General features: G+C 63.3%; 21 protein-coding genes and 1 pseudogene. 20 read left to right on the plus strand and 2 right to left on the minus strand.

Annotation, left to right across the window (positions count from 1 at the left end; translation table 11 throughout):
- Positions 1–51: 51 nt before the first annotated feature.
- From ACFOYW_RS18405 to ACFOYW_RS18445, 9 genes are all read left to right on the plus strand, one after another.
- A complete protein-coding gene (locus ACFOYW_RS18405; protein WP_390232497.1) occupies positions 52–432 on the plus strand; it encodes a hypothetical protein in 381 nt (126 codons plus the stop codon).
- Positions 429–1,961, plus strand: a complete 1,533-nt coding sequence (locus tag ACFOYW_RS18410) for an Hsp70 family protein (RefSeq protein WP_390232499.1) — start codon at positions 429–431, stop codon at positions 1,959–1,961. Before ACFOYW_RS18405 ends, ACFOYW_RS18410 begins: the two co-directional genes overlap by 4 nt.
- A gap of 55 nt (positions 1,962–2,016) precedes the next feature.
- Positions 2,017–3,150, plus strand: coding sequence for a J domain-containing protein (locus ACFOYW_RS18415; protein ID WP_390232502.1), 1,134 nt, complete (start codon positions 2,017–2,019; stop codon positions 3,148–3,150).
- A 30-nt stretch (positions 3,151–3,180) separates the two neighbouring features.
- A complete protein-coding gene (locus tag ACFOYW_RS18420) occupies positions 3,181–3,678 on the plus strand; it encodes a nucleotide exchange factor GrpE (RefSeq protein WP_390232505.1) in 498 nt (165 codons plus the stop codon).
- 583 nt (positions 3,679–4,261) lie between these two features.
- Positions 4,262–6,406, plus strand: coding sequence for an FtsK/SpoIIIE domain-containing protein (locus ACFOYW_RS18425; protein WP_390232621.1), 2,145 nt, complete (start codon positions 4,262–4,264; stop codon positions 6,404–6,406).
- The gene (locus ACFOYW_RS18430) at positions 6,406–7,038 is read left to right on the plus strand and encodes a hypothetical protein (protein WP_390232507.1); all 633 of its coding nucleotides are present in this window, start codon (positions 6,406–6,408) and stop codon (positions 7,036–7,038) included. The genes ACFOYW_RS18425 and ACFOYW_RS18430 overlap by 1 nt, the downstream gene beginning before the upstream one ends.
- Before the next feature lie 42 nt (positions 7,039–7,080).
- Entirely contained in the window at positions 7,081–7,341 is a 261-nt protein-coding gene (locus ACFOYW_RS18435; protein ID WP_390232510.1) for a hypothetical protein, read from the plus strand.
- A gap of 54 nt (positions 7,342–7,395) precedes the next feature.
- A complete protein-coding gene (locus ACFOYW_RS18440; protein WP_390232512.1) occupies positions 7,396–8,346 on the plus strand; it encodes a toxin glutamine deamidase domain-containing protein in 951 nt (316 codons plus the stop codon).
- A gap of 937 nt (positions 8,347–9,283) precedes the next feature.
- Entirely contained in the window at positions 9,284–10,411 is a 1,128-nt protein-coding gene (locus tag ACFOYW_RS18445; RefSeq protein ID WP_390232515.1) for a hypothetical protein, read from the plus strand.
- Positions 10,412–10,612: 201 nt separating this feature from the next.
- Here the strand turns inward: ACFOYW_RS18445 and ACFOYW_RS18450 are convergent, their stop codons facing one another.
- Together ACFOYW_RS18450 and ACFOYW_RS18455 are read right to left on the minus strand one after the other, a co-directional pair.
- Positions 10,613–11,572, minus strand: coding sequence for a DUF4268 domain-containing protein (locus tag ACFOYW_RS18450; protein WP_390232518.1), 960 nt, complete (start codon positions 11,570–11,572; stop codon positions 10,613–10,615).
- Between the two features lie 35 nt (positions 11,573–11,607).
- Complete coding sequence (locus ACFOYW_RS18455) at positions 11,608–11,871, minus strand: hypothetical protein (protein WP_390232521.1); 264 nt, start codon at positions 11,869–11,871, stop codon at positions 11,608–11,610.
- Between the two features lie 115 nt (positions 11,872–11,986).
- On the opposite strand from ACFOYW_RS18455, the gene ACFOYW_RS18460 reads away from it, so the two are divergent.
- The 11 genes and pseudogenes from ACFOYW_RS18460 (at position 11,987) to ACFOYW_RS18510 (ending at position 25,144) form a co-directional block, all read left to right on the plus strand.
- Positions 11,987–12,166: a hypothetical protein gene (locus tag ACFOYW_RS18460; protein ID WP_390232523.1), complete on the plus strand. Its 180-nt coding sequence runs from the start codon at positions 11,987–11,989 to the stop codon at positions 12,164–12,166.
- A 75-nt stretch (positions 12,167–12,241) separates the two neighbouring features.
- A complete protein-coding gene (locus tag ACFOYW_RS18465) occupies positions 12,242–12,379 on the plus strand; it encodes a hypothetical protein (protein ID WP_390232526.1) in 138 nt (45 codons plus the stop codon).
- Complete coding sequence (locus ACFOYW_RS18470) at positions 12,380–13,222, plus strand: IS3 family transposase (RefSeq protein WP_390232529.1); 843 nt, start codon at positions 12,380–12,382, stop codon at positions 13,220–13,222.
- Between the two features lie 962 nt (positions 13,223–14,184).
- Positions 14,185–16,317 carry a glycoside hydrolase family 18 protein gene (locus ACFOYW_RS18475; RefSeq protein WP_390232532.1) on the plus strand — a complete coding sequence of 711 codons (2,133 nt, stop codon included), beginning with the start codon at positions 14,185–14,187 and terminating at the stop codon, positions 16,315–16,317.
- Positions 16,318–16,956: 639 nt separating this feature from the next.
- A pseudogene (locus tag ACFOYW_RS18480) lies at positions 16,957–18,209 on the plus strand (DDE-type integrase/transposase/recombinase).
- 138 nt (positions 18,210–18,347) lie between these two features.
- Entirely contained in the window at positions 18,348–18,656 is a 309-nt protein-coding gene (locus ACFOYW_RS18485) for a transposase (protein ID WP_390232534.1), read from the plus strand.
- Positions 18,657–18,691: 35 nt separating this feature from the next.
- Positions 18,692–19,018 carry an IS3 family transposase gene (locus ACFOYW_RS18490; RefSeq protein WP_390232537.1) on the plus strand — a complete coding sequence of 109 codons (327 nt, stop codon included), beginning with the start codon at positions 18,692–18,694 and terminating at the stop codon, positions 19,016–19,018.
- 9 nt (positions 19,019–19,027) lie between these two features.
- A complete protein-coding gene (locus tag ACFOYW_RS18495) occupies positions 19,028–19,501 on the plus strand; it encodes an IS3 family transposase (RefSeq protein WP_390232623.1) in 474 nt (157 codons plus the stop codon).
- 776 nt (positions 19,502–20,277) lie between these two features.
- On the plus strand, positions 20,278–22,836 hold the full coding sequence (locus tag ACFOYW_RS18500; protein WP_390232539.1) for an RCC1 domain-containing protein: 2,559 nt from the start codon (positions 20,278–20,280) through the stop codon (positions 22,834–22,836).
- Positions 22,837–23,273: 437 nt separating this feature from the next.
- Positions 23,274–23,918 (plus strand): response regulator transcription factor, encoded by a 645-nt coding sequence (locus ACFOYW_RS18505; RefSeq protein WP_390232542.1) that lies wholly within the window; start codon positions 23,274–23,276, stop codon positions 23,916–23,918.
- On the plus strand, positions 23,906–25,144 hold the full coding sequence (locus ACFOYW_RS18510; protein ID WP_390232543.1) for a sensor histidine kinase: 1,239 nt from the start codon (positions 23,906–23,908) through the stop codon (positions 25,142–25,144). Before ACFOYW_RS18505 ends, ACFOYW_RS18510 begins: the two co-directional genes overlap by 13 nt.
- Positions 25,145–25,887 lie beyond the last annotated feature (743 nt).

Raw genomic sequence — 25,887 nt, forward strand, 5'->3', positions numbered from 1 at the left:
AACCTCTTCTTCCGTGGTCCCACTACCCGAAGCCTTATCAGGAGTACGCCCATGTGGGTCATTTTTGTCTTGCTGGCAATCTTCGTCGGCACCATCGTCCTGGTCGTCACGCGAGCGAATATCGCCAAGCAGCAGCGCGAGACCGTGGTCACTCTCTCGCCGGCACGAGCAAAGCAAGTGATCGACGACGCCTACTCCAAGCTCATGTGGGCCGACGTTCAGGGTCCCGGACAGATCAACAAGAGGCGAAAGATCCCGCTCAACAACGGCCCGGTCATCTCAATCGACGTTGAGCCGACGGGCGACAACCGAACTCACGTGACCCTCTGGCTCTCCAGGTGGTCCACCAAGAACCGGGTCGCGCTCGTCGACGGCGTCACCGGAAGCGAGAAACGTGCGATCCGCAAGCTCGAGGAAGCGCAGAACCGATGAGCAGGGCGGTCGGCATCGATCTCGGTACCACCTACTCGGCCATCGGGATCCTGCGGGACACCGGTGAGGCGGAAGTGCTCCCGAACCGGGACGGAGAAGACATCACGCCCTCGGTCGTGCTGTTCCAGGAGTTCGAAGGCAAGGATGAGCCGCTGGTTGGCACGATGGCCAAGCACTCGGCCGCCAGCGCTCCGGACGATGTTGTCCAGTTCGTCAAGCGCAATATGGGAGACTCCGACTGGCGTTTCACCTCGACAAGCGGTTCCAGCTACTCCGCGGAGGAGATCTCCGCGATCATCCTCAAGCGGCTGAAGGAGGACGCGGAGCTGGCCCTTGGCGAGCCGGTGAGCGACGCGGTCGTCACGGTGCCGGCCTACTTCGATGACGCCCGGCGTACAGCCACCAAGCACGCGGGGGCGATCGCTGGGCTGAATGTGTTGCGGGTGCTCAACGAGCCCACTGCTGCCGCCCTGTCGTTCGGCGTGGACACCTCGGCGGAGGGCACGGTACTGGTCTACGACCTCGGCGGCGGCACGTTCGATGTGACCGTTATGCGCATCCACGGCGGCGAGTTCGATGTCATCGCCACGGACGGCGACCGCATGCTCGGCGGCTTTGACTTCGACAACCGCCTCATGGAGTTCATTGCTGAAAAGGTGCAGGAGCAAGGGGGCCCGGATCTGCTGGAGGACATCCAGGCCAGCGCGGAACTGCGGGAGAAGGCTGAGATGGCCAAGCGCAGCCTGACCACCGTGGCGACCACCACCGTGCATGTATCGGCTGGAGGCAAGCCATTCCGCATCCGGGTACCGAGGACGGAGTTCGAGCGGATCACTGCCGATCTGCTGCGCCGCACCAAGAACCTGACCGAGGCGGTGCTCGATGAGGCGGGGATTGGCTGGCCACGGATCGACCATGTGCTCCTGGTCGGCGGCTCCACCCGTATGCCGATGGTGCGCGAGATGGTCGAGAGCTCGGCCGGCAAACCCGCAGATCGTTCCGTTCACCCGGACGAAGCAGTGGCCCTCGGCGCGGCAATACAGGCGGCGATGGAGGAGTCCACTGCCGCAGGCAGCACGCTGGATATCTTCAACGGGCAGGCCCCTGTGATCGAGGATGTCACCTCGCAGGCTCTCGGCGTGATCACCGTGAAAGACGACCTGCGGACTCTCACCAACACCACGATCATCCCGCGCAACACGAAGATCCCGGCCAAACACAGCACGGACGTCACAACCATCCGCGACAACCAGACCGCCATCGACGTGGAGGTCACACAGGGCGACGACGAGAACCCAGACTTTGTCGTCAGCGTCGGCAAGAAGACGCTGACGATCCCGCCATACCCCAAGGGCGCGGATATCCGCATCACCTACGCCTACGACATCGACCAGACCGTCTTCGTCGAGGTCACGGACCTCACGACAAACCAGTCGCTGGGCACCTTCGAGGTCGACCGGCTCTCGAATTTGAGCGACGAACAGGTCAAGGCTGCGGCGATCAAGCTCGCGTCGCTTCCGGTGCAGTAGCCCCGTCTCACTCACCCCGCGCGTCACCCGAGTACAGAAGGAACCCGAACCCCTCATGGCATTCGTCAACTACTACGACGTGCTCCAGATCAACCGGACGGCCGAGCAGGCCGAGATCGAGAAGGCCATCAGCGCCAAGGAGCGCGAATGGCGGCCGCGGGCCAACCACCCCAAGCTGGAGACCCGGCAGCTCGCCGAGCAGCACATCAAGTACGTCGCCGAGGCAGGGAAGATCCTGCTAGACCGCTCCCAGCGTGCCGAGTATGACAAGCAACTCGCCGCACAACAGGCGGCACCGGCTCCGAGCGTGGACCCCGGGGGGCGCGACTGGCTGCAGATCGCGATTGAATACATCCAGGCAGGCAATGCCAGCAACGGCAACTACGCCGCCCGTGAGGCCACGACCCAACAGCCGGAGAACCCCGAGGCATGGTACTGGCGCGGGGTGTCGTCAGAGGCGCTGGGCAACAACCGCGACGCGGAATTCGAGTTGAACGAGGCGGTGCGGCTCAATCCGAACCAGGCGTACTACCACGGCGAACTGGGAGACCTGTACCGAACCAACGAGTTGTGGTCGAAGGCCGTCGACGCGTATCAGCGTGCCCGCGACCTGGATCCAAATCGCGCCTATTACCAGGCGGCGCTCGGGGCCTCCGTGGTCGCCACCGGCGACACATCCAAGGGCCTAGAACTGCTCAAGGAAGCTCACGACAGGGAGCCAGATAACCAGGGAACCAATTACTGGTACGGCCTCGCACTGGAACAGTCAATCCAGGATTCCTGGTCCCACACGCATAAGGACCAGCAGGGCGACTTTCAGGTAGTCATCACCAACGAGTCTCAGCTGGAGTATTCCAAGAAGCAGTTGGCCGTCATCAAACGCCTCAAGATCGACGATCGCGACTTCGCCAACGATCTGGACGAAATGGAGATCCAGATCGAGAAGGCGGAGCAGGTCAAGTTCTGGTCCACGCAGGGCATCGGCGGGCTGATCTTCGGCGAAGTCGCGACCTTCATCGCCATGATCATCGCCTTCAGCGCCGGCCACGCTGGAATCTTCTTCGGCATCGTCTTTCTCGGCTTGATGGTGCTGTGGATCCTCCTCTGGGTGCGCTCTCGCCGCATGCCGGGCTGGAAGTGGAACTGGAAACAGGCCGCGCCCTACATCCGCAACACCGGACTCCAGTAGTCAAGACGCCGGACGAAGAGGAGCACGAAAATGACTGCCGAGGAAACCGCACCCGCCTTGCCAGGCGATCGGATCGCCGAGCTGGCGCAGGAAGTTGGGCAGCTCCGCGACCTATTCCAGCGGCGCCTACTGGACGACAAGGCCAAGAACGTCCTGATCGAAACCGTCCAGGAACAGGCGCGCGCCGCCCAGGAGCTGCTGCGACGCAAGCAATTGGAGTCCCTGCTCAAGGAGGCGCTCCTGGCGGTGGACCGGTTGCGCACCGAGGACCCCAGCCGGGAGCTTTCCGAGTCCGTCAGCGACGAACTGCTGGAAGTTTTCCGCCGACGCGGCCTGCAAGAGATTGACGACTCTGGCGACTTCGACGGTCGCATGCACCAGATTGTGGCTACTGTCCCGGCCAGCGATACCTTCCCTGCAGGAAGCATCGTCGACGTTCGCCGTCAGGGCTATCTGCTCGAGGACCGAGTTCTGCGTCCAGCCCAAGTCACCATCGCTACCGCCGCGGATGACCGAGAGTCTCGCTGACGCCGCAGCGGCCCTGCAGCGCGCCCACGGGCAGCTAGAGGGCGCGCTCGACGCGGCACGGGCTGAGGCCGACCAGCGCCGGAATGCGGCGAACCTAGCTGCGGTCAAGGAGCGTGAAAAGCAGCAGGCGATTGCACGAAACAAGGCGGCCCAGGCGGTGGCCGAACACAGCCTGCGCGCCCGCGACATCGCCAGCGGCCTCGCGAGCGCGGGAGACGGACCATTGGCTGTGGCTGAGTACGTCAGCATCGGTACTCTCGGGGTACCCGGCGCGTCGTCCGGCGTGAACGAAGAGGTGCGCGCGCCCCTGCTGATCCCACTCATCGGGCGCGGAAACATCGTCATCGAAACATCACCCAACCGGGCTGAAAAGATCATCGCGTCGATCGTCTGGAGGGCGTTGCACGGGACGGCTCCCGGCCAGCTCGACCTTGTCGGCTACGACCCCGCACTTCACGGAACGCTCGCACCGTTCGCAACCCTGCGCCGAATTAGCGACGACACGTTCACCGTCGTCAGCCGACCGGCCGAACTAGAGCGGCTCGTCCATCACCTGGCCGGCGACGTGCAGCGCGTTAACGAGATGCTCCGCGGTGTCAGCCGCACCCTCACCGAGTTCCGCCGAGAGGCAGGGCATCCCTTGGAACGGTACCGGCTGGTCGTATTGCTGGACTATCCGCAGCACGTCGATGAACAACTGCACCGGCAGCTCTTGCCGCTTGTGAAGGCCGGTGCCGACGCCGGCGTCAGCTTCATCATCGCCACGACGCCAGGCACCGAGGGCAAACCTGACTGGTGGAAACCCAACGAGCTCGATGGGCTCGGCAACACGCTGAAAGACAACGGGAAGCAGCTGGTGTGGCCCGCGCACGCCCAGTTCGACGTGACGATTCCGGAGACCGACGCAGCAGCGCTCGCCCGGAACGTCGACGACCTCGTGCTACAAGCAGCGAGCGCATCTGCCCCCAAGGTCCCCTTCGAGCGCGTGCAGCACCTTGACGCTCGCTGGGACGAATCCAGCGCCGACCGGTTGCGGTTCGCCGTGGGACTCGCCGGGCCGTCAGTTGCAGAGATCACGCTGGGCGACGAACGAGAGCAGCGCCATAACGTCCTCATCACCGGTGCGGTGGGTCAGGGTAAGTCCAACCTGCTGAAGGTGATCATCCACTCCCTAGGCCAGCGGTATTCCCCGGATGAGCTGGAGCTCTATCTGCTGGACTTCAAAGAGGGCGTCACGCTCTTCCCGCTGGCTCCGACGCCCGGCTCGCCGGACTACCTGCTGCATGCGCGAGTCCTGGGCCTTGAAAGCGATAGGGACTTCGGCCTGGCGGTGCTTCGCCACGTCGAAGCCGAGTTCGCACGCCGCGCCAAGCTGTTCCGACCCTACGGCGACAGCATCTCGCGCTACCGAGCAGCCGTGCCAGAGGCTCGCATGCCGCGCATCGTGATCGTCGTCGACGAGTTCCACATGCTCTTCGACCCCAATGACAAAACCGCAGAAGCCGCTGCCCAACTCCTGGAGGCGATCGCCCGCCGAGGACGTTCCTACGGCGTTCACCTGATCCTCGCCTCACAGACGGTCTCGGGTATCTCCGCCCTTATGACGCGGGAAGGGGGCATCTTCGCCCAGTTCCCGATCCGCCTGGCGCTCAAGAATGCCGCGCAGGAGTCGTACGCGACGCTGGGGCAGGGCAACGACGCGGCCGCCCGCCTGCGAGTGCGCGGCGAAGCCGTCCTCAACCTCGACTACGGCCACGTCGATGGCAATCGGCAGGTGGTCGTCGCTGCCGCCGACGATCAGGAGCTCGCGCAGCTCCGCCACCAATGGTGGCTGGCCTCTCGCGAGACGACCCCGCCGCCGCTGGTATTCGACGGCAGCAGACTGATTCGCGCATCCGACGCCATGGACACCATCCGCGGGCTACGCGCCCGAGCCCGTGACGGCAGCTCTGCGGTGGCGCTCGTCGGCTACCCGATCGACGTCACCGGACAGCCGTTCGGCGTCCAGCTAGGGGCAGAACCCGGCCGCAATCTTGCGATCCTCGGCGCAGGCGAACCCGGTGGGTCTGATCTTGAGCTCGAGCCGACCAACAACGCCATTGGCGTTCTGCAAACCGCGGCATTGTCTCTCGCACTGCAGCATCCGGAAGGCGACGCTGAGTTCACCAGCATCGAGGCACTCGACGATGCCACTTTCGAGCGCAACGAGCATCATCTTTGGCTCACAGCGATGGAGCGGCTCGGCTACCCGGTTCATCGTGTCGGACGAGGTGAACTCCCGACCTACCTCCAAGAACTCGCCGGTGAGCTGGAGACACGCGAGGCAGATGCGCCGCCACGCTATCTCTTCGGGTACGGCCTCGATCGGGTGACCGCGTTAGACACGCCGGATATGTTCGCTCACAAGCCTTCCGAGGATCTCCAGCAGATCCTGCGAACGGGGCCGGCGAAGCGCCTGCATCTGCTGGGCTGGTGGGCGAATGCCGCCACCTTCCGCAGCCACATCGGCTATGCCGGAGAGGGCTTCATCGACGCGCTCCTGATGCTGCGACTCGACCAGGGCACGGTGCAGGATCTGCTGTCTCCGTTCATCACCTGGCACATCCGTGACAACCGCGGCCTTCTCGCCGATAGGACCCAATTGCCGGAGCCGACCACGATCATCCCGTTCGCGCCTCTGACAGCCCGAGAGGCATCCGTGCTCGAGCGAGCGGATTGGCAGGCGTGATGCCTGAACGCAACGACCTCGTGGAGCTGTACCAGCGGTACGAGGCCTCCTTGACGGCACTGCTACAGGTCCCCGGAACGCTCAGCAAGAGCCTAGACAGCGCCCGACGCGCTCACGAGACGGCGCAGCAGAATGCCGACAACAGCTACAAGGCGGAGATCAATCGCCTGGCCACGCTTCGCAGAAGCGCCCAAGACCGCTACAGCCGTGCAGGCGCGCGGCTGACTGAACACGGCAACCCTATTCCCGCACAAGTGCGAGCGGTAGCGACGGACGACGGCAGCGCAAAAGCACTCAGATCGGCAGTCGCGGCGCACACCACGGCAGCCGCCGACGTCGACACCGCCATCGGCCAAGCCGCCGTCGATGCCGCTCGAAGGAAAGCGGAAGCCGCGCGCGCTGCAGCCAAAAAGGCCTCCAGCGGTCAACAGGCGGTGTCCGCTCTCCAAAAACGGCAGGAAGCTCTGCGTCGCCAGCGCGAGGCCGAAGACAAACGCCGACAGGAAGAGGCACGCCTCGCCGCGGAGAGCGCAGCCCACCGCAGGCGCATCGTCCTGATCTCCGGCATCAGCGGGGGCGGCCTCCTTGCGGTGGCGGTCGTAGTGATCGCTGTTGTCGCGACCAATCACTAAGACCTCGACCCAGAGACCCCAAGAAGAAAAAGGTAACCCACCATGTCGCAGCTCAGCACCGTCAAGCAGCAGCTCACCAGTATCGGCAACGACGCCAAGACCACCTCCTCCGGCCTCGCCGGATTCAAGTCAAAGTTCTCCCAGGCCGTCTCTCAAGTCGAGGCAACCATAGGCGGCACCGCCCAGGGCGTCGACAAGGAGATGATCCAGACCTTGCAAGCCGCCGAGAAGCAGGTCGACGCCGCGATCGCCGCCCTCCAGCAGGCATCCCAGGCTGCCACCCGGTTCGCTGCGTCGTTGTGACAGCCGGCCCCGTCCTCTCATGCGTCAGGAGCCCGAGCGAATGCGAATGCGCTGATGAGCGATCTGCAGAACCTCATCAGGACACTCGAAGCGGTCAACCAGGACGCGGACCGACTTGCTGCCCAGCTTGCTCAGCAAGCTGGGCGATTGAATCACGCCGCGGGCAGTGCTGCCGCGGCTACTCAGGGTTCCGGCCGACCCGAAGGAACGCAAGCTGCCGCCGCGCTGCAGCACGCCAACAAGGCGCTAACTCAGGCTGCGCAGTTGCTGCACGCCTCAGCCGTAGCGGGCAAGGGCTTCGTGGCGCGTCACGCGGCATCGTCTGGCGGCGCAAAAGGCGACTTTGGACCGCACTCCAGTCCTGAGTTCGGGCCAGGAGCGAATTTGGAGCCTCGTCCGCCGTGGGCGACTCCCGCCCGCTATCTAGCACCGACCGTAGGCCAGCAGACAGCCTTCACGAACGCGGTCCGCGGTGCTGGGGCACACAATGTTGCCGGTTGGGTCCAGAGTGGAAACCCGAATTGGGGAACGTCAGAGGCATGGAACATGAACTGCGGGCCGTGTTCACGGTCATTTGCAGACGCATATCAGGGACTGGGGACGACGGCCGCCTACGGCGACAACACGGGGCTGGGCGAAGAGGCTGAGATGTGGGCTGCGCTCGGCGTTGGACAGCCCCTCATGCTGGACAATTCGAGTCACCTATTGCCGCCGGCCGCGTTCAGCAGCGCTGCATATGGCCTGCTTGGAGACAAACTGGCACTCGAGCCGCCCGGGACAGTCGCGATCGTCGGCGTGGACTGGGACGTTCCGGGCCTCGGCCCCGGGGCGTCCGGCGGCCACTGGTTCAACGGCTACGTCGATGACAGTGGCGCTGTCTGCTGGGCAGATGAACAGAGCGGCAAATACGGAGGGTGGCCCCCGAGCTATTCATCCGATATTTGCAGCATGGAGGCTTTTGTGCGCGAACCGGGCACTCCGGTATGGAGGGAATTGAAACTGTGACTAATTTCGAGGATACATCACCAAGTAGCACCGCCCTCGCGACATTGATCGACTGGTTACGGCAGCACGGAGTCGATGCCCCGTCGGTCGATATTCAGGATTGGCGGATTACGCCATACCAAGACGCGCTCGTGTTCTCACCTATTCGAGGAAATAAATCCAACCGCCTCTACCTTGTGCGAGCCCATCGCGTTAGTGCCTTTTCGCCATCTACAACTCGTCTGGATGAGGCATATACACAACTCCAGACCCTTCAGTAAAGAAGTCAGCGCTGTAACGCACCCATTAGGGCAGCGGGGGCGGTACGGCTCAACTTTTATAGGAATCGAGAATGTCGCACCAAGATATCGAGCCAACGCCTGAGGAGGAACCCATGTCGTCTTCGGAACATGACCGTGAAGGGCCCGCGGATTCTGCGTCCGCCGATGACGCGGTGAGCCCGGCGTCGAAGCCCGTACCGGACGCATCGATTGACGTGCCACCTGGACCGCCCGAACCACAGACCGAGCCCGCGGCGTCCGAAGACACGTCCGCCGGGACCCCGGGGGCGGACACGCTTCCGGAGTCGACGAAGGTCGATGGATCCGCCTCTTCACGGTCAAATGCGGCTGCTGCGTTCTCAGCTACCAAGACGGGACGTTGGATTCAGGCCAACAAGGTCATTTCGGCTGTTGTTGCGGTGATCGTCATCGCGTTCATCTGTGGAGTTGTCGATGCCGCAGTGCCGTCTCATGACTCTTCGGGGGTGGCGAGCGCTGTCTCTGGCGGCGGTGAGAACGACTCGGGCTCCGGAGCGGACACCGGCTCAGGCTCTAGTACGAGCGAGCCCTCCGCCTCGGTTCAGCCCTCGACTACTCCAAGCGCTGCCGACGGCTCAGGCGCAACTTCACTATCAGACGTTTTTGGATCGGACTCTCCGGCGTACTTCGGAGGTCGGGTGTATGTAGCTGGCCTAGGAGACGCCGACGGGAACAGCACTGGTGAAGCGGATTTTTCGAGCGATGACGAGGGCGGCCAGATCACCGTCTGGTCCCCTGGCATCGGTACGCAGGTGCTGAACAATGTGTGGAGCGGTCTGAACCTCGCGAGCGGCGACTCGATCGGGAGCGTGTCCGTCGCTGATGTCGGCCCGGAGAGCAGCATGGACCTGGTCCTGGCATTTTCTGTCACCCGTGCTGCGGTGGGTCTCACGCCCCCGTCGCTCGACTTGGTTGCCGAGTCTTTCGACCTCGCAACCGGTCAGCTGCTTCAGACGACAAAGGTTGCCAACTATGCCAACAACACCGAGACCAATTCCTTCGAGATCGCTGGGTCCACGACGGCTCCGGTTGCGGCTATGTCGCTCTTGAATGGCGTTGAGATCGGATGGAATGCCCAGACTGGTGCGACGGCGTGGAAGACGACCGTCGACGGCCAGCTGTTCAACGTTCCCGACGATGCTGCCGTTAAATATGAGGTTGCCGTCGGAGGCGATGGCAATACGTGCGACAAGTATGTAGGTCTCAACCCGGCAACAGGTGCCGCCGTTTGGACGGTCGATACCACCAAGAACGCGTCAGGCAGCGGCTGTTCCGATGCGGGGGACGTCGACATCATCGACGACACCGACGGATACGGCCCCGACACGCAGGTTATCGAGTACGACAACGGCGACGGCAGTTCCACGGTTCTCGATGCAGCCACGGGAAAGGCGCTAAACCTGCCTGACGACGTCGATATCCGCGCATATGACCCGCTCACGCGCGATATCGCCTACGTCGACGATGACGGCAACGTGCAGGTCTACAACCTAACGACCGGCAAGGGCGTCTACACACTGCCGTCCTCGCAGGTCAGCAACCTCGGCCTGAATATCGCAGGGCTCTACGGCGGCCTGCTCTACACAGAGACGAACAATGCCAGTCCCGTGGTCAAAGTGAGCGACGGGAGCACCGTCACCAACGACTATCAAGGACCAAAGCCGGTTCGGACAGTCAACGGCATCACGATCTACGACGACGGCGAACTCAGCTCGCAGACCACGTTGGTCGGAACCTGGACTTCCACTGACAGCCCGGCTCCGTGATGATCAAGCGAGCTTCGTGAATAGACCCGCCGTTCGGATTCTTGGAGAGTCCGCGAGTAGGAAGCTGGGTAGTGTTCCTTCGGCGCCCCGTGTTGTCGCCTTCGAGATCACTCAAACCGTCGCGATGACTGGTTGCGAGGCGGTCAGGGTATCCGCCTGTCCGTTTCGAGCCGCTCACTCGCCCTCCTTTCGTCCAGGCTCTCACTCAATGATGACTTGCACGCCGCCGATGCTGTCTATGGCTGCGCGGAGTCGTTCGCCCGTATTGATCAGCCAATCAATGCACGAGTCCCACTCCTCGACGTTCTGGACGTCTGCTGGCTCGCCATAGAACGCCACCCGAGTGCCCTTGTAACCCTCCCGTGGCTCCCATGTGAGCGGCTCACCAAAGGCAGCTTCGAGCTCTGTGCGATGCGCTTCGAGCGCGTAGAATCGTGTGAGATTCAGGTCTTGATCGGAACTCACGAATTCGAGTTGAAGGCCGAGACTCTTCTGCGTGAATGTGGAAATCCAGTTCACGTTTGGGATACCAGCCGACATCGTGAACCACGAACTCTTAGTGGTCGTGCCGCGGGTCCAAGTCGGATGCTCGCCGCGGACCCGGGCACTGAACTTGCTCCAGAAGCCTTGATAGCTCTGCTCCCGCTCCGTGAGGCCCGTTTGCTGGGCGGTAGCTCTGACATGCTTGCCCCAGTCGTTGGGCTGAGCCACCAGCTTGAACGCTGGGGCCGGCGCGGAGTCGCCGATCCGGACAACTTCGATGACGACGCCGAAGAAGCGGGTGTTCTCGTCGGTACGCTCGTTGAGCCAGTCGAGGGCCGCCCGATGCTCTGACCGGAAGCTTGTTGCGACCCACACGATCGTGGTCGGGTCGGTCCCCGCTGCATAGGTGAGGATCTGGCCGAGGTGCTTGTGATCGGACTCCTCGAGCTGGTTCTCGACAATCACCCGCTGTCCGGTCGTCTCGTCGAGTCCGATGAGGTCAAGAGAGAAGTCGCCGGCGGCGTGCTCTGCTTCTTCAAGAGCCAGGTCCATCCCAAGCAGGTCGCAGAGGACGTCGGCGTTCTGCAGCAACCACGGAGTGAAGTTGGAGGCTTCGTTCCTCCAGACGTCGCGAGGTTGCACAGTGGAGAGGCGCCCGAGGACAGGCTCGATGGTCATGGTCGAAACCTATCGCTCGCCAATGACACTGAGGTCTAGTCGTAGACGCCCATCAACACACACTCCTGGCGCGTCGCGACTTTCACGTCGAACACGCGGCTCTCGCCCTCATCGTTCGTGCCCTGGAAAGGCCAGCCGTTGACGTGCGGTGGGTGAGCGATGCCGGCCAGGAGAATGTCGTCAAGCGGCGTCGGGGCGTCCGTCACGCGCCAGCGGGTTCCTTCCCACAGCAGCCTGGCCGGGACTCCGGAGTCATCGAGCCAAACCGTCACATTGTCAGTAGCACGCACGATGCTCATGGTGACTAGCTCCTCGCAGTATACGAATATGTGTTCGATAGCGACGAGCATAAGCGGATTTCTGCAACACGCCAAGAAGGGAGTCCAGGCGGCGGAGAGGCCCTTACCGATTCGTGTGGACGCCGACGCCTGGCTCGTGCTGGGCAACAGCCGCACGTTCCCGAAGGCGATCATCCGGCGCATCCGTGACCGCAAAGGCGTTGAGCGCTTTCAGCTCTACAAGTGGGACCTCAATCCCAAGCGCTGCTTGCTCATGGGGGGTCTGCCCCGAGTTGGGTTGACGCCTGACCTCTGAGGTTTCGGCTTCAGGCGGAAGGATGCCCCCGCGGCAAAGCTCTACCCCAAGGAATTCCGCGACGACGTCGTGGCCGTGGCCTGCATAGGCCAAGCACCGCTGTCACAGATCGCGAAGGACTTCGGCATCTCTGAAGGCTCGCTGACGAACTGGTCGAAGCAGCCCGACATCGAGGACGGCTGCCGTCCCGTCCTGAGCGAGGACGAGGGCTAGTTGCGTGAAGCGAGCGAGCGGATCCGGCTCCTGGAGCAGGAGAACGGGGTCCTCCGTAGGGCTGCCGCGTCCCTGTCCGAGGCGAACCGGCCGGAAAAATACTCTTCCCGCTCGTCCGAGAGATGGCCGCGGCCGGTGCCCCGATCCGGGGTACGGGTCGCGGTGGCGTTGCGGATACTCGGCCTGTCCAGGCAAGACTACCACCAGTGGCTGGCCGATCCGGTGTCGCAGCGTGACTTCGACGATGCGTGCCTCATCGACAAGCTCTACGACATCCAAGCGGACGACCCCACGCTCGGCTACAGGTTCCTCACCGACGAACTGGACTTGCAGCACGGCATCCACGTCGGGGAGAACCGTGTGCACCGGCTGTGCCGGGTCGCCGTGACCACCGCCAGTCACCACAAGAAGCGGTCCAAGGCCGGGTCGACCGGGGCGGCGCCGCACGACGACCTGCTCGCCGTGGTCGACGAGCACGGCGTGATCCGGCACGAGTTCCTCGCCGACGGTGCGAACAGGGTCTGGCTCTGGGACATCTCGGAACACCCGACGCGGGAAGGGAAGCTCTACATCTCCGCGATCAAGGACGTGTGGTCGAACAGGATCGTCGGCTACTCCATGGCCATCCGGATGAAGTCGTCGCTGGCGGGGGCCGCGATGCGCAACGCCATCGCCCCACGCGGTCCCATCGGCACGGTGTGTCGTTGCGACAGAGGCGATCAATTTCGTGCCAAACGCACACAGCGTCTCCTCGCGAACAACGGCCTCATCGGATCCATGGGCCGTTCCTACGGCGCTGGGGACAACGCCACCATGGAGAGCTTTTCTCCCTGCTGCAGATGAGCGCGCTGCGCCTCGCGGTCATCGCTGTGGCTGACGCGCGAGAGGGGCACGGCATCTACGAATTGCTTTGCGTGACCGACGCGAAGTTCGACGTTTACTACTTCATCGCTGTTAGCGGCGGAAAAATGCGCCTTCAAGGCCGAGCCAGCAGTTACGAGCCCTGGAGCGAGCTCGCGTGCGTCCGAGCCGGCGCGGTCGTAGTGTTTTCCCCTTCGGCAGTGATGGTGCGTTGCTGTAGCAAATCTCGTCGCTGGCAGCCGGCCGTACCACGCAGCTCACGCTGATCCCCGAATGCCGCAATCAGAATTTCGCAACATCAGTTTACGAGCTTAGGCGGTCGCCGTGCGTCGTGCTCGCAGGCGCCAGCAATCTCCAGTCCGAAGCATCGCGCGATGGGCGTGTGTTCGGCGTCGTGAGCACCCGGCCGGCAGCGCGTACAAACGACGCTGTCGCGTCCCCACAGCCCGACCAGCGTTCGGACCCTAACGTACCTTCCTCAGCGGCATTCTCGCGCTGACTTGCGGCTATGGCTGGCTTGCAATGGATATCAGTATCCGCTCTGCATGGCCGGGCGTCTCCGTGAATTCCAACTGACCCGCATCTCCTCGTGACGACAAGAAGGCGTTCGATCTCGACGCGGATCCGATCCACCACCAGCTGCTCAAAAACACCTATACGCGCCGTCCTATCCCTTATTTGTGAGTCGTGGAGTACTCATTTTTGGCCATGAGCGTGCCTGACCCAGTCGAAATCTGGCAACTTATGCGGCACACGCTCACGAGCGGGGAAGCACCCGCTCGGCGTTGCGTCGATGAACCCGAAGAAATCGAGGACCCATGAAAACAGGCATAACCCGCTATCTCCTAGGGACTCTCTTGGCACCTGCGATACTCTTGTGTGGCCTGCCAGCCGCAGCTTCAGCCGCGACGCCAACGGCGGCGGAGCCCCTTGTCGCCGACGACGTGCACAACGAGATCGTTGGATTGGACGGGACCCGCATGTGGTCCGCTGATGGTGGCAAGACGTGGCACAAAGGAGATTCCGGCGATCTCTTCAGAGGAGATCAAACCGTGTCGGTAGCTGCGCTGGACAACGACGCAGTGGCAAGCACGCCGTGGAGTGCGCGAGCAGCCTACTCGCAGCCTGGCACGATCGTGAGTCACGATGGAAAGCTCTGGAAGAGCCTCACGGCGAGTACCGGAACGGAGCCCGGGCGCGCGTCGGACGCGGTCTGGACACTTCTGAAGCCCTTGGAGATTAGGGATAAAGCGGACTTCAAGTTTACGAAATTTAGCGGTACCGCCGCGAGCGAGTATCAGGCGCAACAGCGCGACAACTACCAGAACATGAAGAAGGTCATCGGCTACTTCCCGGAATGGGGCATCTACGACGCTCACAACAATTTCACGCCCGACAAGATTGCTTGGGACGAGATTACGCACCTGAATTACGGCTTTGGTGTCCTGCAGAAGGGGGCTGATGGGCAGTGGAACGTCGGAGTTAACGACGCGTGGGCTGCGCTCGATAAGGACGGCGGCCTGTTGGATAACCTCGCGAAGTTGACCTACGAGCATAACGTATCGTTCATGCTATCCGTCGGCGGTTGGAACAACTCACAGACCGGCGCCTGGGAGGAAGCGACTGCCACGCCGGAAATGACCGCACACCTGGCCAAGTCGATGACCGACTTTGTGCTCAAGTATGACATGGATGGCGTGGACCTGGATTGGGAGTACCCCAAAGACGAAACAAGTGCCGCGCAGTTCGAAGGTCTCGTTAAAGCACTCCGATCTAAGCTTACTGACATGGGAAAGCAAGTCGACTGGTACTACCAGCTTTCCGCGGCCGTGACGCCAAATCATGAGTTGATGGAGTACATCAAGCCTCACGTCGTAAAGGACTACCTCGACACCGTGAATGTCATGTCCTACGACTTTCATGGCGCCTTTGATCCGATCACTGGACACAACGCTCCGCTTTATCCGAACTCCAAGGACGACGATCAGAAGTTCAACGTCGCCAGCGCTATGAAGGAATACAACGAGGTCTGGGGTCTTCCGAAGAATAAGTTGATGGCGGGCATTCCGTTCTACGGCCGCGGATGGGGCAACGTTGCGGCGACGGAGATCGTACCTGGACTGCCCGGCCTGTTTTCTCCTGGAACGGCGACCGTGATCGGGGCCTGGGACGACGCGGGCGAAATGACGGGAACGAACCCCTACTACCTGCTTAAGAAGCTGGAGATGAGCGGGACCTACACGAAGTACTGGGATCCCGAATCGACAGTGCCCTACCTGTATAGTCCGTCGATGCACCAGCTCCTGACGTACGACGATCCGCAGTCGGTCTCGGAAAAGGTCAACTTCATCCGTGATAACAACTATGGCGGCGCCATCCTGTGGGACATGAGTGGCGATACCGCTGACCATCAGTTGGGCAAGCTGGTCGCGCAAATCAAGAAGGACGAAAACCAGCCCGAGTCGACGTGCGATGCGGGCGTGAAATTGGGAATCGAAAATGGCATGGCGACGCTGGCCGTCAACAGCGCCTTGTACCCCACGCTTCCGCGGCTCATCATCCGCCAAGATGGCAAGTATCGCGCGGAAACGTACCAGGGGCGTTCGTACTATTCGCAGGTTGCGGCGCAGGGGCCGAATAAGATCATCAGTTACCTCTTGCCGGCAGGCTCGGAGGGCAGTACGCTCACGCTCGACTGCGCGCCGGGCATGCCCGGACAGGCGTCCGCGGGGGCGACTACGCCCCAAAGCCTCACAGTCGGGAAGACGTTCAACGACGAGGTGCTCAACGCGGTTAAGTCGATCACCTCAACCGGATCAACCATCGAGGTATCTCTTAATAGGGCGGCGGCGCAAGCAGCTAACCGGTACATGGTTCAGCTCAATGGAAAATACATTGGCGAGAGTTATGCTGGCGCGACCTACTATGCCAGTAAGGTGATCGACGGTGACACGTTTACCATTAAGAAGGATGTTTCAGCGCTAGCCTCCGGTGATGTCATCTCCGTGTACGCGGCCACTGGACGGCCGGGGTACAGCGGATATCAACTAAAGCTCATCGGTTCAGTCACCGGCTGACATTCAGCGCCCGAGTCCGGTCAGGCTGTACGGCGGTCAATCGCCGTCCAGCCTGACCGGATCACGCGGTGGTTGCTGCGCTTGCCTATTCACCGCGCCGCACGCTTCTACCTGCCGCGGCGGGCTGAAAGAGAAAGCACGCCCTTTGTTCCCCACGATGACGCGCACGTGACTCGGGGCGCCGAATTTATTGCCCGCGTATCGGCGGTGACCGACGCCGGGCTGGTGCACGATCAACTCTGATTGTTTGCGTGTTCTGTTGGAGATCCCGAGCGCAGCTCACTTGCCGTCGCATCGATCACGGGGCGCGGAGGCCGCCCTCGAGCGTCGGTCGGCGCAGCGTCGTCGGCTGCTTCGGGTGGCCGTCGGGAGATTGCAGGAGCGGTGTGCAGCCGACCAATCACGTTTGGATATCCGTGGTTGCGGCGCGTGGCCGATTATGTCAGCGGTGAGCGGTGCCGCCTTCGATAGGCTGCTGTGATCCAATCGCAGGCCCCAGCCATCGGGGTTGTCGATTCAGTGGGCAACATGGAGATGAATCGTGTCATCCCGCAGGACTTCGGTGACGGAATTGCATCAGGAGATCGGTGACGATCTGGGCTGTCTTGGTGGTGACAGGTCTCCCTTCAGCGTGGAGGGATGAGCGCACCTGAGCCTGTTGATCCTCGTGTCCGTCTCGCGATCACACAGTAGCCGCCGGATCCGCCGCGCGGGTCGGTGACGACGTTCTGCGCCGAGCACGGTATCTCTCGGAAGACGTTCTACGAGATCCGGAAGCGGACGGTCACCGACGGGCCGGCCGCGGCGCTCGAGCCCAGGTCCCGGCGGCCGAGGACGAGCCCGTCGCAGTTGACCGATGCGGTCAGGCGAGAAGCGATCCAGGTCCGTGCCGCGCTGGAGCGCCCGGCCTTGATTGCGGCCCGGTCAGTGTGCACGACAAGGTGCGCTCGCTGGGGCTGGAGCCGGTGCCATCGACCGCGTCGCTGGCACGGATTTTCCGCCAGGCCGGGGTCGCCAGGGCCGAGCCGCGCAAGAAGCTGCGCGCCACCTATCGCCGGTTCGTCTATCCCGCGCCGAACGCGTGCTGGCAGCTGGACGCGACCGAGTACGTCCTCACCGGTGGGCGCAAGTGGGTGATCTTCCAGCTCATCGACGACCACTCCCGCTTCGCGGTCGCATCGCATGTCGCCGCCGGTGAGACCTCGGATGCCGCCGTTCACGTCGTCGCGAAAGGGATCGCCGCCCACGGCGTCCCGCAACGCCTGCTCACCGACAACGGTGTTGCGTTGAACCCGTCCCGGCGAGGAATCGTCGGTCAGCTCGTGGACTACGTCACCGGGCTCGAAGTGAAGCCGATCACCGAGAAGCCCAATAAGCCGACCACGCAGGGCAAGAACGAGCGCTTCCACCAGACCCTGTTCCGATACCTCGAGACGCAACCGATCGCGTCGACGCTCGGGCAGCAGGCACAAGTAGACGAGTTCGACCGGATCTACAACACCGGACGCTCGCATCAAGGACTCCCTGGGCATATCACCCCGCAGCAGGCATGGGACGCCACGTTCGTTGCGGATGCGCCGAGGCCGCTCCGACCGGCCGCTCCACCTCTTTCGCCAATCGCGACGGCCGGCGCGCTCCTGCCGGAGAACACGCGACGCGTGACGGTCAGCGGAGGGATCAAGGTCAAGGGCGTGAAGTTCCAGATCGGAAGCCACGTCGCCGGAACACTCGTCACCATCGTCCGCGGCGAAGCCACGATCGCGTTCTACGACGTGAGTACCGGCGAACTCCTCATCGAGCACCCGTGGCCCGAACCCGGCACCACCTACGTCAGCAACGGCCAACCCCGAGGCCCCAGGGAGCGCGATCGTCACCGATGGGCTGACACATGAAGTGTCACCGATCTCCTGATGCAAAGCCGTCACCCACGTCCTGAGACATCACAAGCCACGGAAACCAATGACGTAAGCTGAGTTTCGTTCCGTTCGGTTGTGAGAATCTGGTCTCGTCAGAGAGGGGCGTTCTGCCTCATGCCTCGTCGGTACTCTCACCAGTTCCGCGAGCGTGTGCTCGCACTTGTCCGCGACGGCCGCGACGTCGGAGACCTGGCCGCAGAGTTAGGGGTCGCGTCAGCGACGATCTATCGATGGCGCCGTCAGGAGCGCATCGACGTTGGCGAGATCCCTGGTACCGACAGCACGGTGGCCGCTGAGCTGGCTGATGCGCGTCGTCGAATTCGGGAACTGGAAGACGAGCTCTCCGCCACCCGTCTTGCCGCGTCAATGCTGAGGGACCAGGGGATACGCCCAAAAGGCGGTTCCCGGTCGTTGCAGCCCTGACCGGGCAGGGCATCAGCATCGCGACCGCGTGCCGGGTGCTGCGCGTCACCGACCGCGGATACGGAGCATGGCGCGACAGCCCGATGAGCCAGCGCGCGATCCGACACGAGATGCTCGTGGAGACGATCGTGAACATTCACCGTGCCTCTCGCGGTTGCTACGGCGCCCGCCGTGTGCACGCCGAGCTCGTGCACGGGCTGGGTATCAGCGTCGGCCGGGATCAGGTTGCCCGGGTGCTGGCACGCACAGGCCTGCGACGGCTGGCCGACACCCGCGAACGGTACGTGAATCGTGAACATCTCGTGACGACCGAAGATCTGATCAACCGCAACTTCACCGCGACCGCTCCGGATCAGCTGTAGTGCACCGACATCACCGAGCATCCCACCCGCGAAGGGAAGATCTACTGCTGCTGCGTTATCGACGTCTACTCACGCAAGATCGTGGGCTGGGCCATCGACATGCGCCAAACGACGAGCCTCGTCCTGAATGCACTCGACATGGCCGTTGAGGCGCGCAGCCCCAGCCAGACCGTGATTCATTCCGATCACGGGACGCAGTTCGCGTCCTGGGCCTTCACGACGCGGATCCGGGACGCGGGGCTCGTCGGCTCCATGGGGACGATCGGAGACGGGTATGACAACGCGATGATCGAATCCTTCTGGGACACCATGCAAGTCGAGATCCTCAACCGGAAGAAGTGGCGCACCCGGCTCGAACTGGCGAACGCGATCTTCGAGTACATCGAGATCTACTACAACAGGAAGCGCCGCCGCTCCACCCTATCGTGGGACAGTCCGGTGGCCTTCGAGGACCGCCGAAAAGCCAATTCCATCCCCGGCTGATTCTCACAAGACGACGGAACCGAACCCAGGGCACGTCAATCGGCGCTCAACGGTCCACGGATGAGAACGGTGAAGCCTCGATGGGCGGTGTCGCGGCATTGATCCCAGATGTGTCAACTCGGGCTCTAAAGTCGCGTCGGAGCTCTTCGCACGACGCCTGCCTCCACGGCGAGTGGCTGCGCCGTTCGTCCTCCGCTACGCAGGTCGCGTGAGACGCCGCATCCGCGCGCAAGCGGCCAGTGTCGCCGACGGCCCGCGAGGCTGCGCCGCAGGCCTCAGCCGCTGTGTGTGCGGGCCACCCGCTCAGGGGGCCCGTGGAAGCACGCAAATGTCGCGTGCGACACGCTCACACGCAGCAGGCTCGTTCACGAGTACGTACTCGCGGCGCACACGGCCCGCTGAGTGCTCGTCTCCGATGAGTAGGTGGAATAAGCGTGCGAGACAAAGCCAAGCCCCACTCGGTCCGTAGCCGAGTCGGATTCACCGCGGTCGCCACGGGCCCGTTGCTCGCAATGCTGGGGGCGGGGCCCAACAGTTTCAAAGCGGAAGCTATCGGAATACCGCCGCAGCAGCCCGGGCCCATCGTGCCAGCGCGCACAATCCAAGAGCCGGATCGCCGCGAATCGGCGACGCTAGAGAGCGAAGATGTATCGGCTGGTGTGGAACCTCAGGGTGACGGCAGCCTGGGCCTGTCGGTGTACAGGTCCGGAAATGTGACGGGTGAGGCACCGTTCTTGGCTGGGACCGCCGCTCCGGGCGCGCTCGTATCGGTCGCAGTGACCGGAGAAGACGCGACGTATCGCGCGCAGGCCAGAGTGCAGCCTGACGGCGGCTGGGTCGCACGCGTGCCCTCAGCGCTGGGTCCAGGCGACTACTCAGTCGAACTCGAGCAGTCTGAGGGGGCTAGCGAGGGTTCGCATCATCAACAATTCGGGACACACGTGCTCGGCCATGAGCTGTTTGAATGGGGCGAAGGTGGCCTTGACCGGCGCCCCGTACCCGCCGCGTTGAAGGGCGAAAGCGTCGTTCAAGTCGTGGGTGGCGACAAGTTCGCGGCTGCCCTGACCGAAGAGGGGCGCGTCGTCGCATGGGGAGGCGATCAGCTCGCCATCACGGCAGCCTCCCTTCTCGATGGGATCGTGAAGCTTGCTGCGGGTAGAAGGTTCGGGCTCGCTCTTACCGCCGACGGGCGGGTACGTGCGTGGGGGGACGACAGCTTCGGGCAGACCGACATTCCCGCCGACCTACGTGATGTCGTTGAGATCACCGCCCGAGGCGCGTCCGCCACCGCTGTGACCAGTACAGGACGCGTCGTTCAGTGGGGGGAGAGGGACGACGGACCCGCGAGCGTTGCTGCGCCGCGCCTTACGAACACGACCGTCCTCGGGATCGCAGCAGGCGATCAGTTCGACCTCGCTCTGACCGCTGATGGGCACGTCGAGTGTCGGGGAAGCAATGCTCACGCGCAATGCGATGTTCCCGATGACGTCCAAGGGCGCGTCCGCCAAATGGCTGGCTCGTCTACGACTGCCTACGCCATCACAGATGACGGGCGCGTGCGCGTCTGGGGTCAGCTCGATCATGGCATGTCGGATATCCCGGCCGAATTCGGCAATGGCGCGGCGCGAGCAGTCCAGATCGATGCCGGGTACCGACACGCACTCGCGCTCAGCGCGGACGGTCGCGTGCTGGCGTGGGGCGGCAAGTCGTGGGGACAAGCCGTGGATCCGAATCTAGCAGGCATGGTCCCGGCCGGCGTCGGTGCCTCTTCGAACGCCAGCTTTGCCATCGTCAACGCCGTTCACATCAGCCAGCCTGCACCGAACAGCCGTACCTCCGCACATCCGAAGATCGCCGGTACCGCGGGACCGCACGTACGGTTGCGAGTTATGGCGGACAACAACGACGACGCTGCGGCAGATGTCTCCGCGAGCGCCGACGGCACGTGGAGCTTGAACTCTTCCCAGCGGCTCTCGACTGGCGCCCATCACCTTTCGGTATCCGACGACGACGGAGCTCGCGCGGACGCCGACTTCGCTGTCGGTCCGTTCTCCCTGTCAAATTGCCCATCCGGACTCGTCTCGGGCGCCGCACCACTGCTCTCCGGAACCGCATCGCGGGGCGCAACTGTGCAGATTCGCCTGGATGGCGACCGTATCGCGAGCGCCGCCGCGCAGCTTGATGGAGGTTGGGTCCTCCGAGTCCCCCACGCCCTTCGGGAGGGACGACACACCACCTCCGCGGCCTCCGACGCGACTGAAGACGGACCACCCCAGTCGTGCAGCTTCGATGTGGCCGGGTACGAACTTGTGAACTGGGGCGACGCTGCTCTCGCAGCTACAGCTCCGTCGCACGAGCTGGCCGCAGCAACGGTCGTTCAGGTCGCGGGCGGGGACAAGATCGCCGCGGCACTGACCGAAAGCGGCCGTGTCATCGCGTGGGGTGACGCCTCCGCGATCAACGGCGTCGGACGGCTGCGTGACGTCGTCGAGATTGCAGCCGGCACGAAGTTCGGTGCCGCTCTCCTGGCAGACGGCACCGTGCAGACGTGGGGTAATAGCGAGTATGGACAAGACGAGGTGCCTGCGGCCCTGAAGGACGTCGTTCAAGTCGCGGCCCGGGGTGGCTTCGTGCTCACACTCACATCGACCGGAAAGGTGGTGTCGTGGGGCCATGACGACTACCACCAGACCGAGGTGCCCGTCGACCTCGACGGACGCACATCAGTGCAGGTTGCGGCCGGCACCGCTCACGCAGTGGCGTTGGACGCCAACGGAGAGATCACTGCTTGGGGACGAAGCACCCAAGGCCAGACCAAGGTGCCACGTGAGGTCCAGGGGCGCGTGCGTGAGGTCGTCGCCGGCACCTTTTCGTCATACGCCATCACGGCTGACAACAGCGTTTACGGGTTCGGCTCGCGCGGCAATGCATCAGACGGGATTCCCGAAGCCTGGCGCGACGGCAGTATCAAGGCCACGCAGCTTGGCGCTCTCTACGATGGCTTGGTGGGGCTCGCCCCCAACGGTCACATCTTTACCTCCATGGAGGAATCGCATGGGATCGATAAGGTCCCCGGCCTCGATGGCGCCGTCGTCTCTGGCGTCTTCGCCACGTCTTATCACAATGCGTTTGCACTCGTCGACGCGATTCATATCGCAGCCCCTGATGACGACGCGGAGGTGCCCACGCGACCAGCTCTGAGCGGCGATGTTGACCATCACCTCGGGTGCTACGGGCCGGGTGCTGGGCGCGGTGACGACGGGTGCGGACGGGACCTGGGCGTTCATCCCGGAAGCGGCACTCCTAGCTGGAGTGCAGACAATTTGCGCCGATAAGGACTATGGCACCCATGCCAAGATCACAGTGCGTGTGGTAGCCGCGCCTGGCGCGTCTCTCACCGTGCAAGGGAAAGCTGAGGCAGTTGACCATCTCAAGTAGTGAGCCGCGACAGTTCCGTGACGGCTCCGGTGTGCGGTGCTGATGGCCTTCAGATCGCTCCTCAGTCATTTCTCTCGCGCCGCCAGACGGAGAAATGAGACCGCAAGGCGCCGCGCGCTGCACTCGGAGATTCATCTCTCTGACAACGGCAAGCGCGAGATCCGAATCAGGTGCGAATGCTCTTTGGGACGCGACCACTCATTGGAGGACTGGATTCGATTGTTCGGCTGCTAGTTGTTGGGTCGAGCGCAGAGTCGGAATGGGTGTGCTCCCGGACCGGCACTCTCAGGTGCAATCAAATAGCATCGGACGCATGGACTCCCGTATAACGCGCGTGAGCATCGTAGAAGACGAAGCTCTGATGCGCAGCATGCTCGAATCCACTCTTGCCGAAGTACCCGGCTTTCAGGTCGTGCATTCGTTGCCTGCTGTGCAGGAAGCCAAGCTCATGATCGCCCGTGGCACCACAGACATAGCGCTGTTGGATGTTAATCTGCCGGATGGCAACGGGGTCTCCCTCGGACTGCAGCTCCAGCGTCGGGACCCGGACCTGGCAATTCTGCTGCTCTCCAGTGAAGACGTCATGGGTGTCTTCACCACCATCCAGGACCAGACCTCTAAACCGTGGAGCTACCTGTCCAAGCGGTCCGGGTTTGCTCGCGATGTCCTTACCCGCGCTGTCGCCGCGGCCGCTCGAGGCGAAGTTGTCTTGGACCCGTACCTCCTTCAGCGTTCGGAGCCCCGCATCGGTACTGCCATCTCCGCGCTCACCTCGTCTCAGTTCCAGGTCCTTCGGCTCGTGGCGGAAGGATTGTCGAATCAGAGCGCGAGCGAACGCCTCGGCATCAACGAGCGAACAGTCGAGAGTCACCTTCAGGCGATCTACCGGCATCTCGGAATCGACGGCGACGGGCAGAACCGGCGCGTCGCGGCGGTGCTCGCGTTCCTCGATCAAACAGGCCGCGTGTGGCGCGCCTGACCGCCGCCGAGCCGGGGTCGGGCGACGCGGAACTATCACGACTGGCACTCCTGTTCGCTCTGACGACTGCCGCCCTCTTCGCTCTCATGTCGTTGGCAGAATGGGCTGCGTGGGGAGGGCTGTCCACAGCAATCAACGACCGACCGGACGGCGTTGAGGCGCTCGGCGAGACGTTGCTGGTCACCGGCGTCAGCCTCGCGTTCGGACTACTCGTTATCGCACTGGTTGCACCGCTCCGGCCGATGTCGAAATCATGGGGCTGGCGGATTCTGATTCTGACCTGTGCATCCGCAGCAGCTGCGTTTCCCCGTGCTGCGGTGCTGCAGGCCGTGCGCACAACCCCATCTGGCGCCCTCTACGGGGCCACCGAATGGATTGTAGGAACCGCGTCGGGGCTGGTCGGCGGTACTGCTGCGTTTCTCGCTGCAGTTCTGCTGAATCGCGCGCGCGTCGAAGCAGATCGCAGACGGGAAGAGGAGCACCGATCAGCGCAGGCCGTCGCAGAGCTTCAAGACGAAGAGCTCCGAGTCCGACGAATGGTCGCCGACCAGCTGCACGGCACTCTCCAGTTCCGACTGGTCACCGTCACAGCCGGGTTGGACCAAGTCGCGGAAGAACTCAACGCGGCCGGGCACGCATCAGCGAGCCGCACCGTCACCATGTGGGCGAAGCGGCTCGACGAGATCCGTGAGGAGGACGTGCGATCGCTAAGCCATGCCGTCTTCCCTGCCGGCGCCGACCTCGGTACTACTGAGGCAATCGGCATTCTACTCAAGCGCCTGCCGCCCGGAATCGACACGTCTGTCACCTTGGGGCCGACGTACCAGCGTCTAGTCAGGGACCGTATGTCGCCGATGCCCATAGCTGAGAGGCTCGTGGCGATTTATGCCGTGGAGGAAGCCGTCACGAATGCGCTCAAACATGGGCGCGCTCGATCAGTACAGGTCCGAGCTGACGCGCAAGCGGGTGAACGTCCGGATACCTGGGTGTTCAAAGTCACCGTCGACGATGACGGCGTCGGACTTCGGACGGCCTCTCCGGCGTTTCATGGCTTGGAACGGCATCGCGCGCGTATCGAACAGCGTGGAGGGGTCCTCTCCCTAACTGCGCGTCCCACCGGCGGCGCACGCCTTGAACTCACTATGCCCTTCCAACTCGCTGACGGATCGCCCACCCAAGCCAACGTCGACAAGCCCTGGGGGCCGGATCTGCCATCGGCAGTTTGATGGCGGATCCGGCCCCCAGGGCTTATCGACGGCATCTGCTGGTCGAGCGTTTGAGAGCAGCGCGGCCTTATTGGGGGACACCGACGGCGGGGAGGAGGTTTGCTGGAGCAAGAAGGGCCCGAGGGGGCGCCGAACAAGGGCTTGGCGCCGCCGCATGAGCGGAGGCCTCGGGCTCTCAAAGATCCGGCACCCTGCCAGATTCAGGGTTTCGATTTCGTTCCTGCCTGCCTCGCGCGGTTATGCCCCCAGAAATTAGCACTAGCGCCAGGCATAACAATCCGCCAACACGCGTTCCGGTTTCGGCCAGGAGGCCGCCGCCAGCGACCGAGCCATCGGCCTCTTGCTTGTCGCTAGCGCCGCCCATTGTTGGAACGTTGGCGGAGAGATAGCTAACAGAGAAGTCGGCCGCAACGTTGAGCTCTTCGCCGGGCGCTCCGTTCAGCGAACTCGGAGCGGGGAGCGAAACGCGTACCGGGATCGGCAGCGCGCCGGCGTCCCGCAGCTCGGTGGCGGGGCCTGCGCCGACCGCTTGGGAGTACGTCAACGGGCTGGCCAGCGTTCCTGCGTCGTGCCATACGAGCGTGCCAGCCGGGCCATGCGTTCCGTACTGAACGGTCAATGCGCGTGCAAGTGACGCTGACACGCCTCCATGCGCGGAGAGCACGGCATCGAAGGTGACTGACTGAGTCCCAGATGCTTTCAATGTCCATTCCGTCTGCGCTGCGTCGCCCGGCCGGTTCGTG

Source organism: Gryllotalpicola reticulitermitis (assembly GCF_042651345.1).
Lineage (GTDB): Bacteria > Actinomycetota > Actinomycetes > Actinomycetales > Microbacteriaceae > Gryllotalpicola > Gryllotalpicola reticulitermitis.

Excerpts from the sequence above, each read along its gene's own strand:
- ACFOYW_RS18410 (WP_390232499.1), top strand. The coding sequence starts at position 429 with ATGAGCAGGGCGGTCGGCATCGATCTCGGTACCACCTACTCGGCCATC.
- ACFOYW_RS18485 (WP_390232534.1), top strand. The coding sequence starts at position 18,348 with ATGCCTCGTCGGTACTCTCACCAGTTCCGCGAGCGTGTGCTCGCACTT.
- ACFOYW_RS18435 (WP_390232510.1), top strand. The coding sequence starts at position 7,081 with ATGTCGCAGCTCAGCACCGTCAAGCAGCAGCTCACCAGTATCGGCAAC.
- ACFOYW_RS18450 (WP_390232518.1), bottom strand. The coding sequence starts at position 11,572 with ATGACCATCGAGCCTGTCCTCGGGCGCCTCTCCACTGTGCAACCTCGC.
- ACFOYW_RS18425 (WP_390232621.1), top strand. The coding sequence starts at position 4,262 with ATGCTCCGCGGTGTCAGCCGCACCCTCACCGAGTTCCGCCGAGAGGCA.
- ACFOYW_RS18420 (WP_390232505.1), top strand. The coding sequence starts at position 3,181 with ATGACTGCCGAGGAAACCGCACCCGCCTTGCCAGGCGATCGGATCGCC.
- ACFOYW_RS18430 (WP_390232507.1), top strand. The coding sequence starts at position 6,406 with ATGCCTGAACGCAACGACCTCGTGGAGCTGTACCAGCGGTACGAGGCC.
- ACFOYW_RS18415 (WP_390232502.1), top strand. The coding sequence starts at position 2,017 with ATGGCATTCGTCAACTACTACGACGTGCTCCAGATCAACCGGACGGCC.
- ACFOYW_RS18455 (WP_390232521.1), bottom strand. The coding sequence starts at position 11,871 with ATGAGCATCGTGCGTGCTACTGACAATGTGACGGTTTGGCTCGATGAC.
- ACFOYW_RS18440 (WP_390232512.1), top strand. The coding sequence starts at position 7,396 with ATGAGCGATCTGCAGAACCTCATCAGGACACTCGAAGCGGTCAACCAG.
- ACFOYW_RS18405 (WP_390232497.1), top strand. The coding sequence starts at position 52 with ATGTGGGTCATTTTTGTCTTGCTGGCAATCTTCGTCGGCACCATCGTC.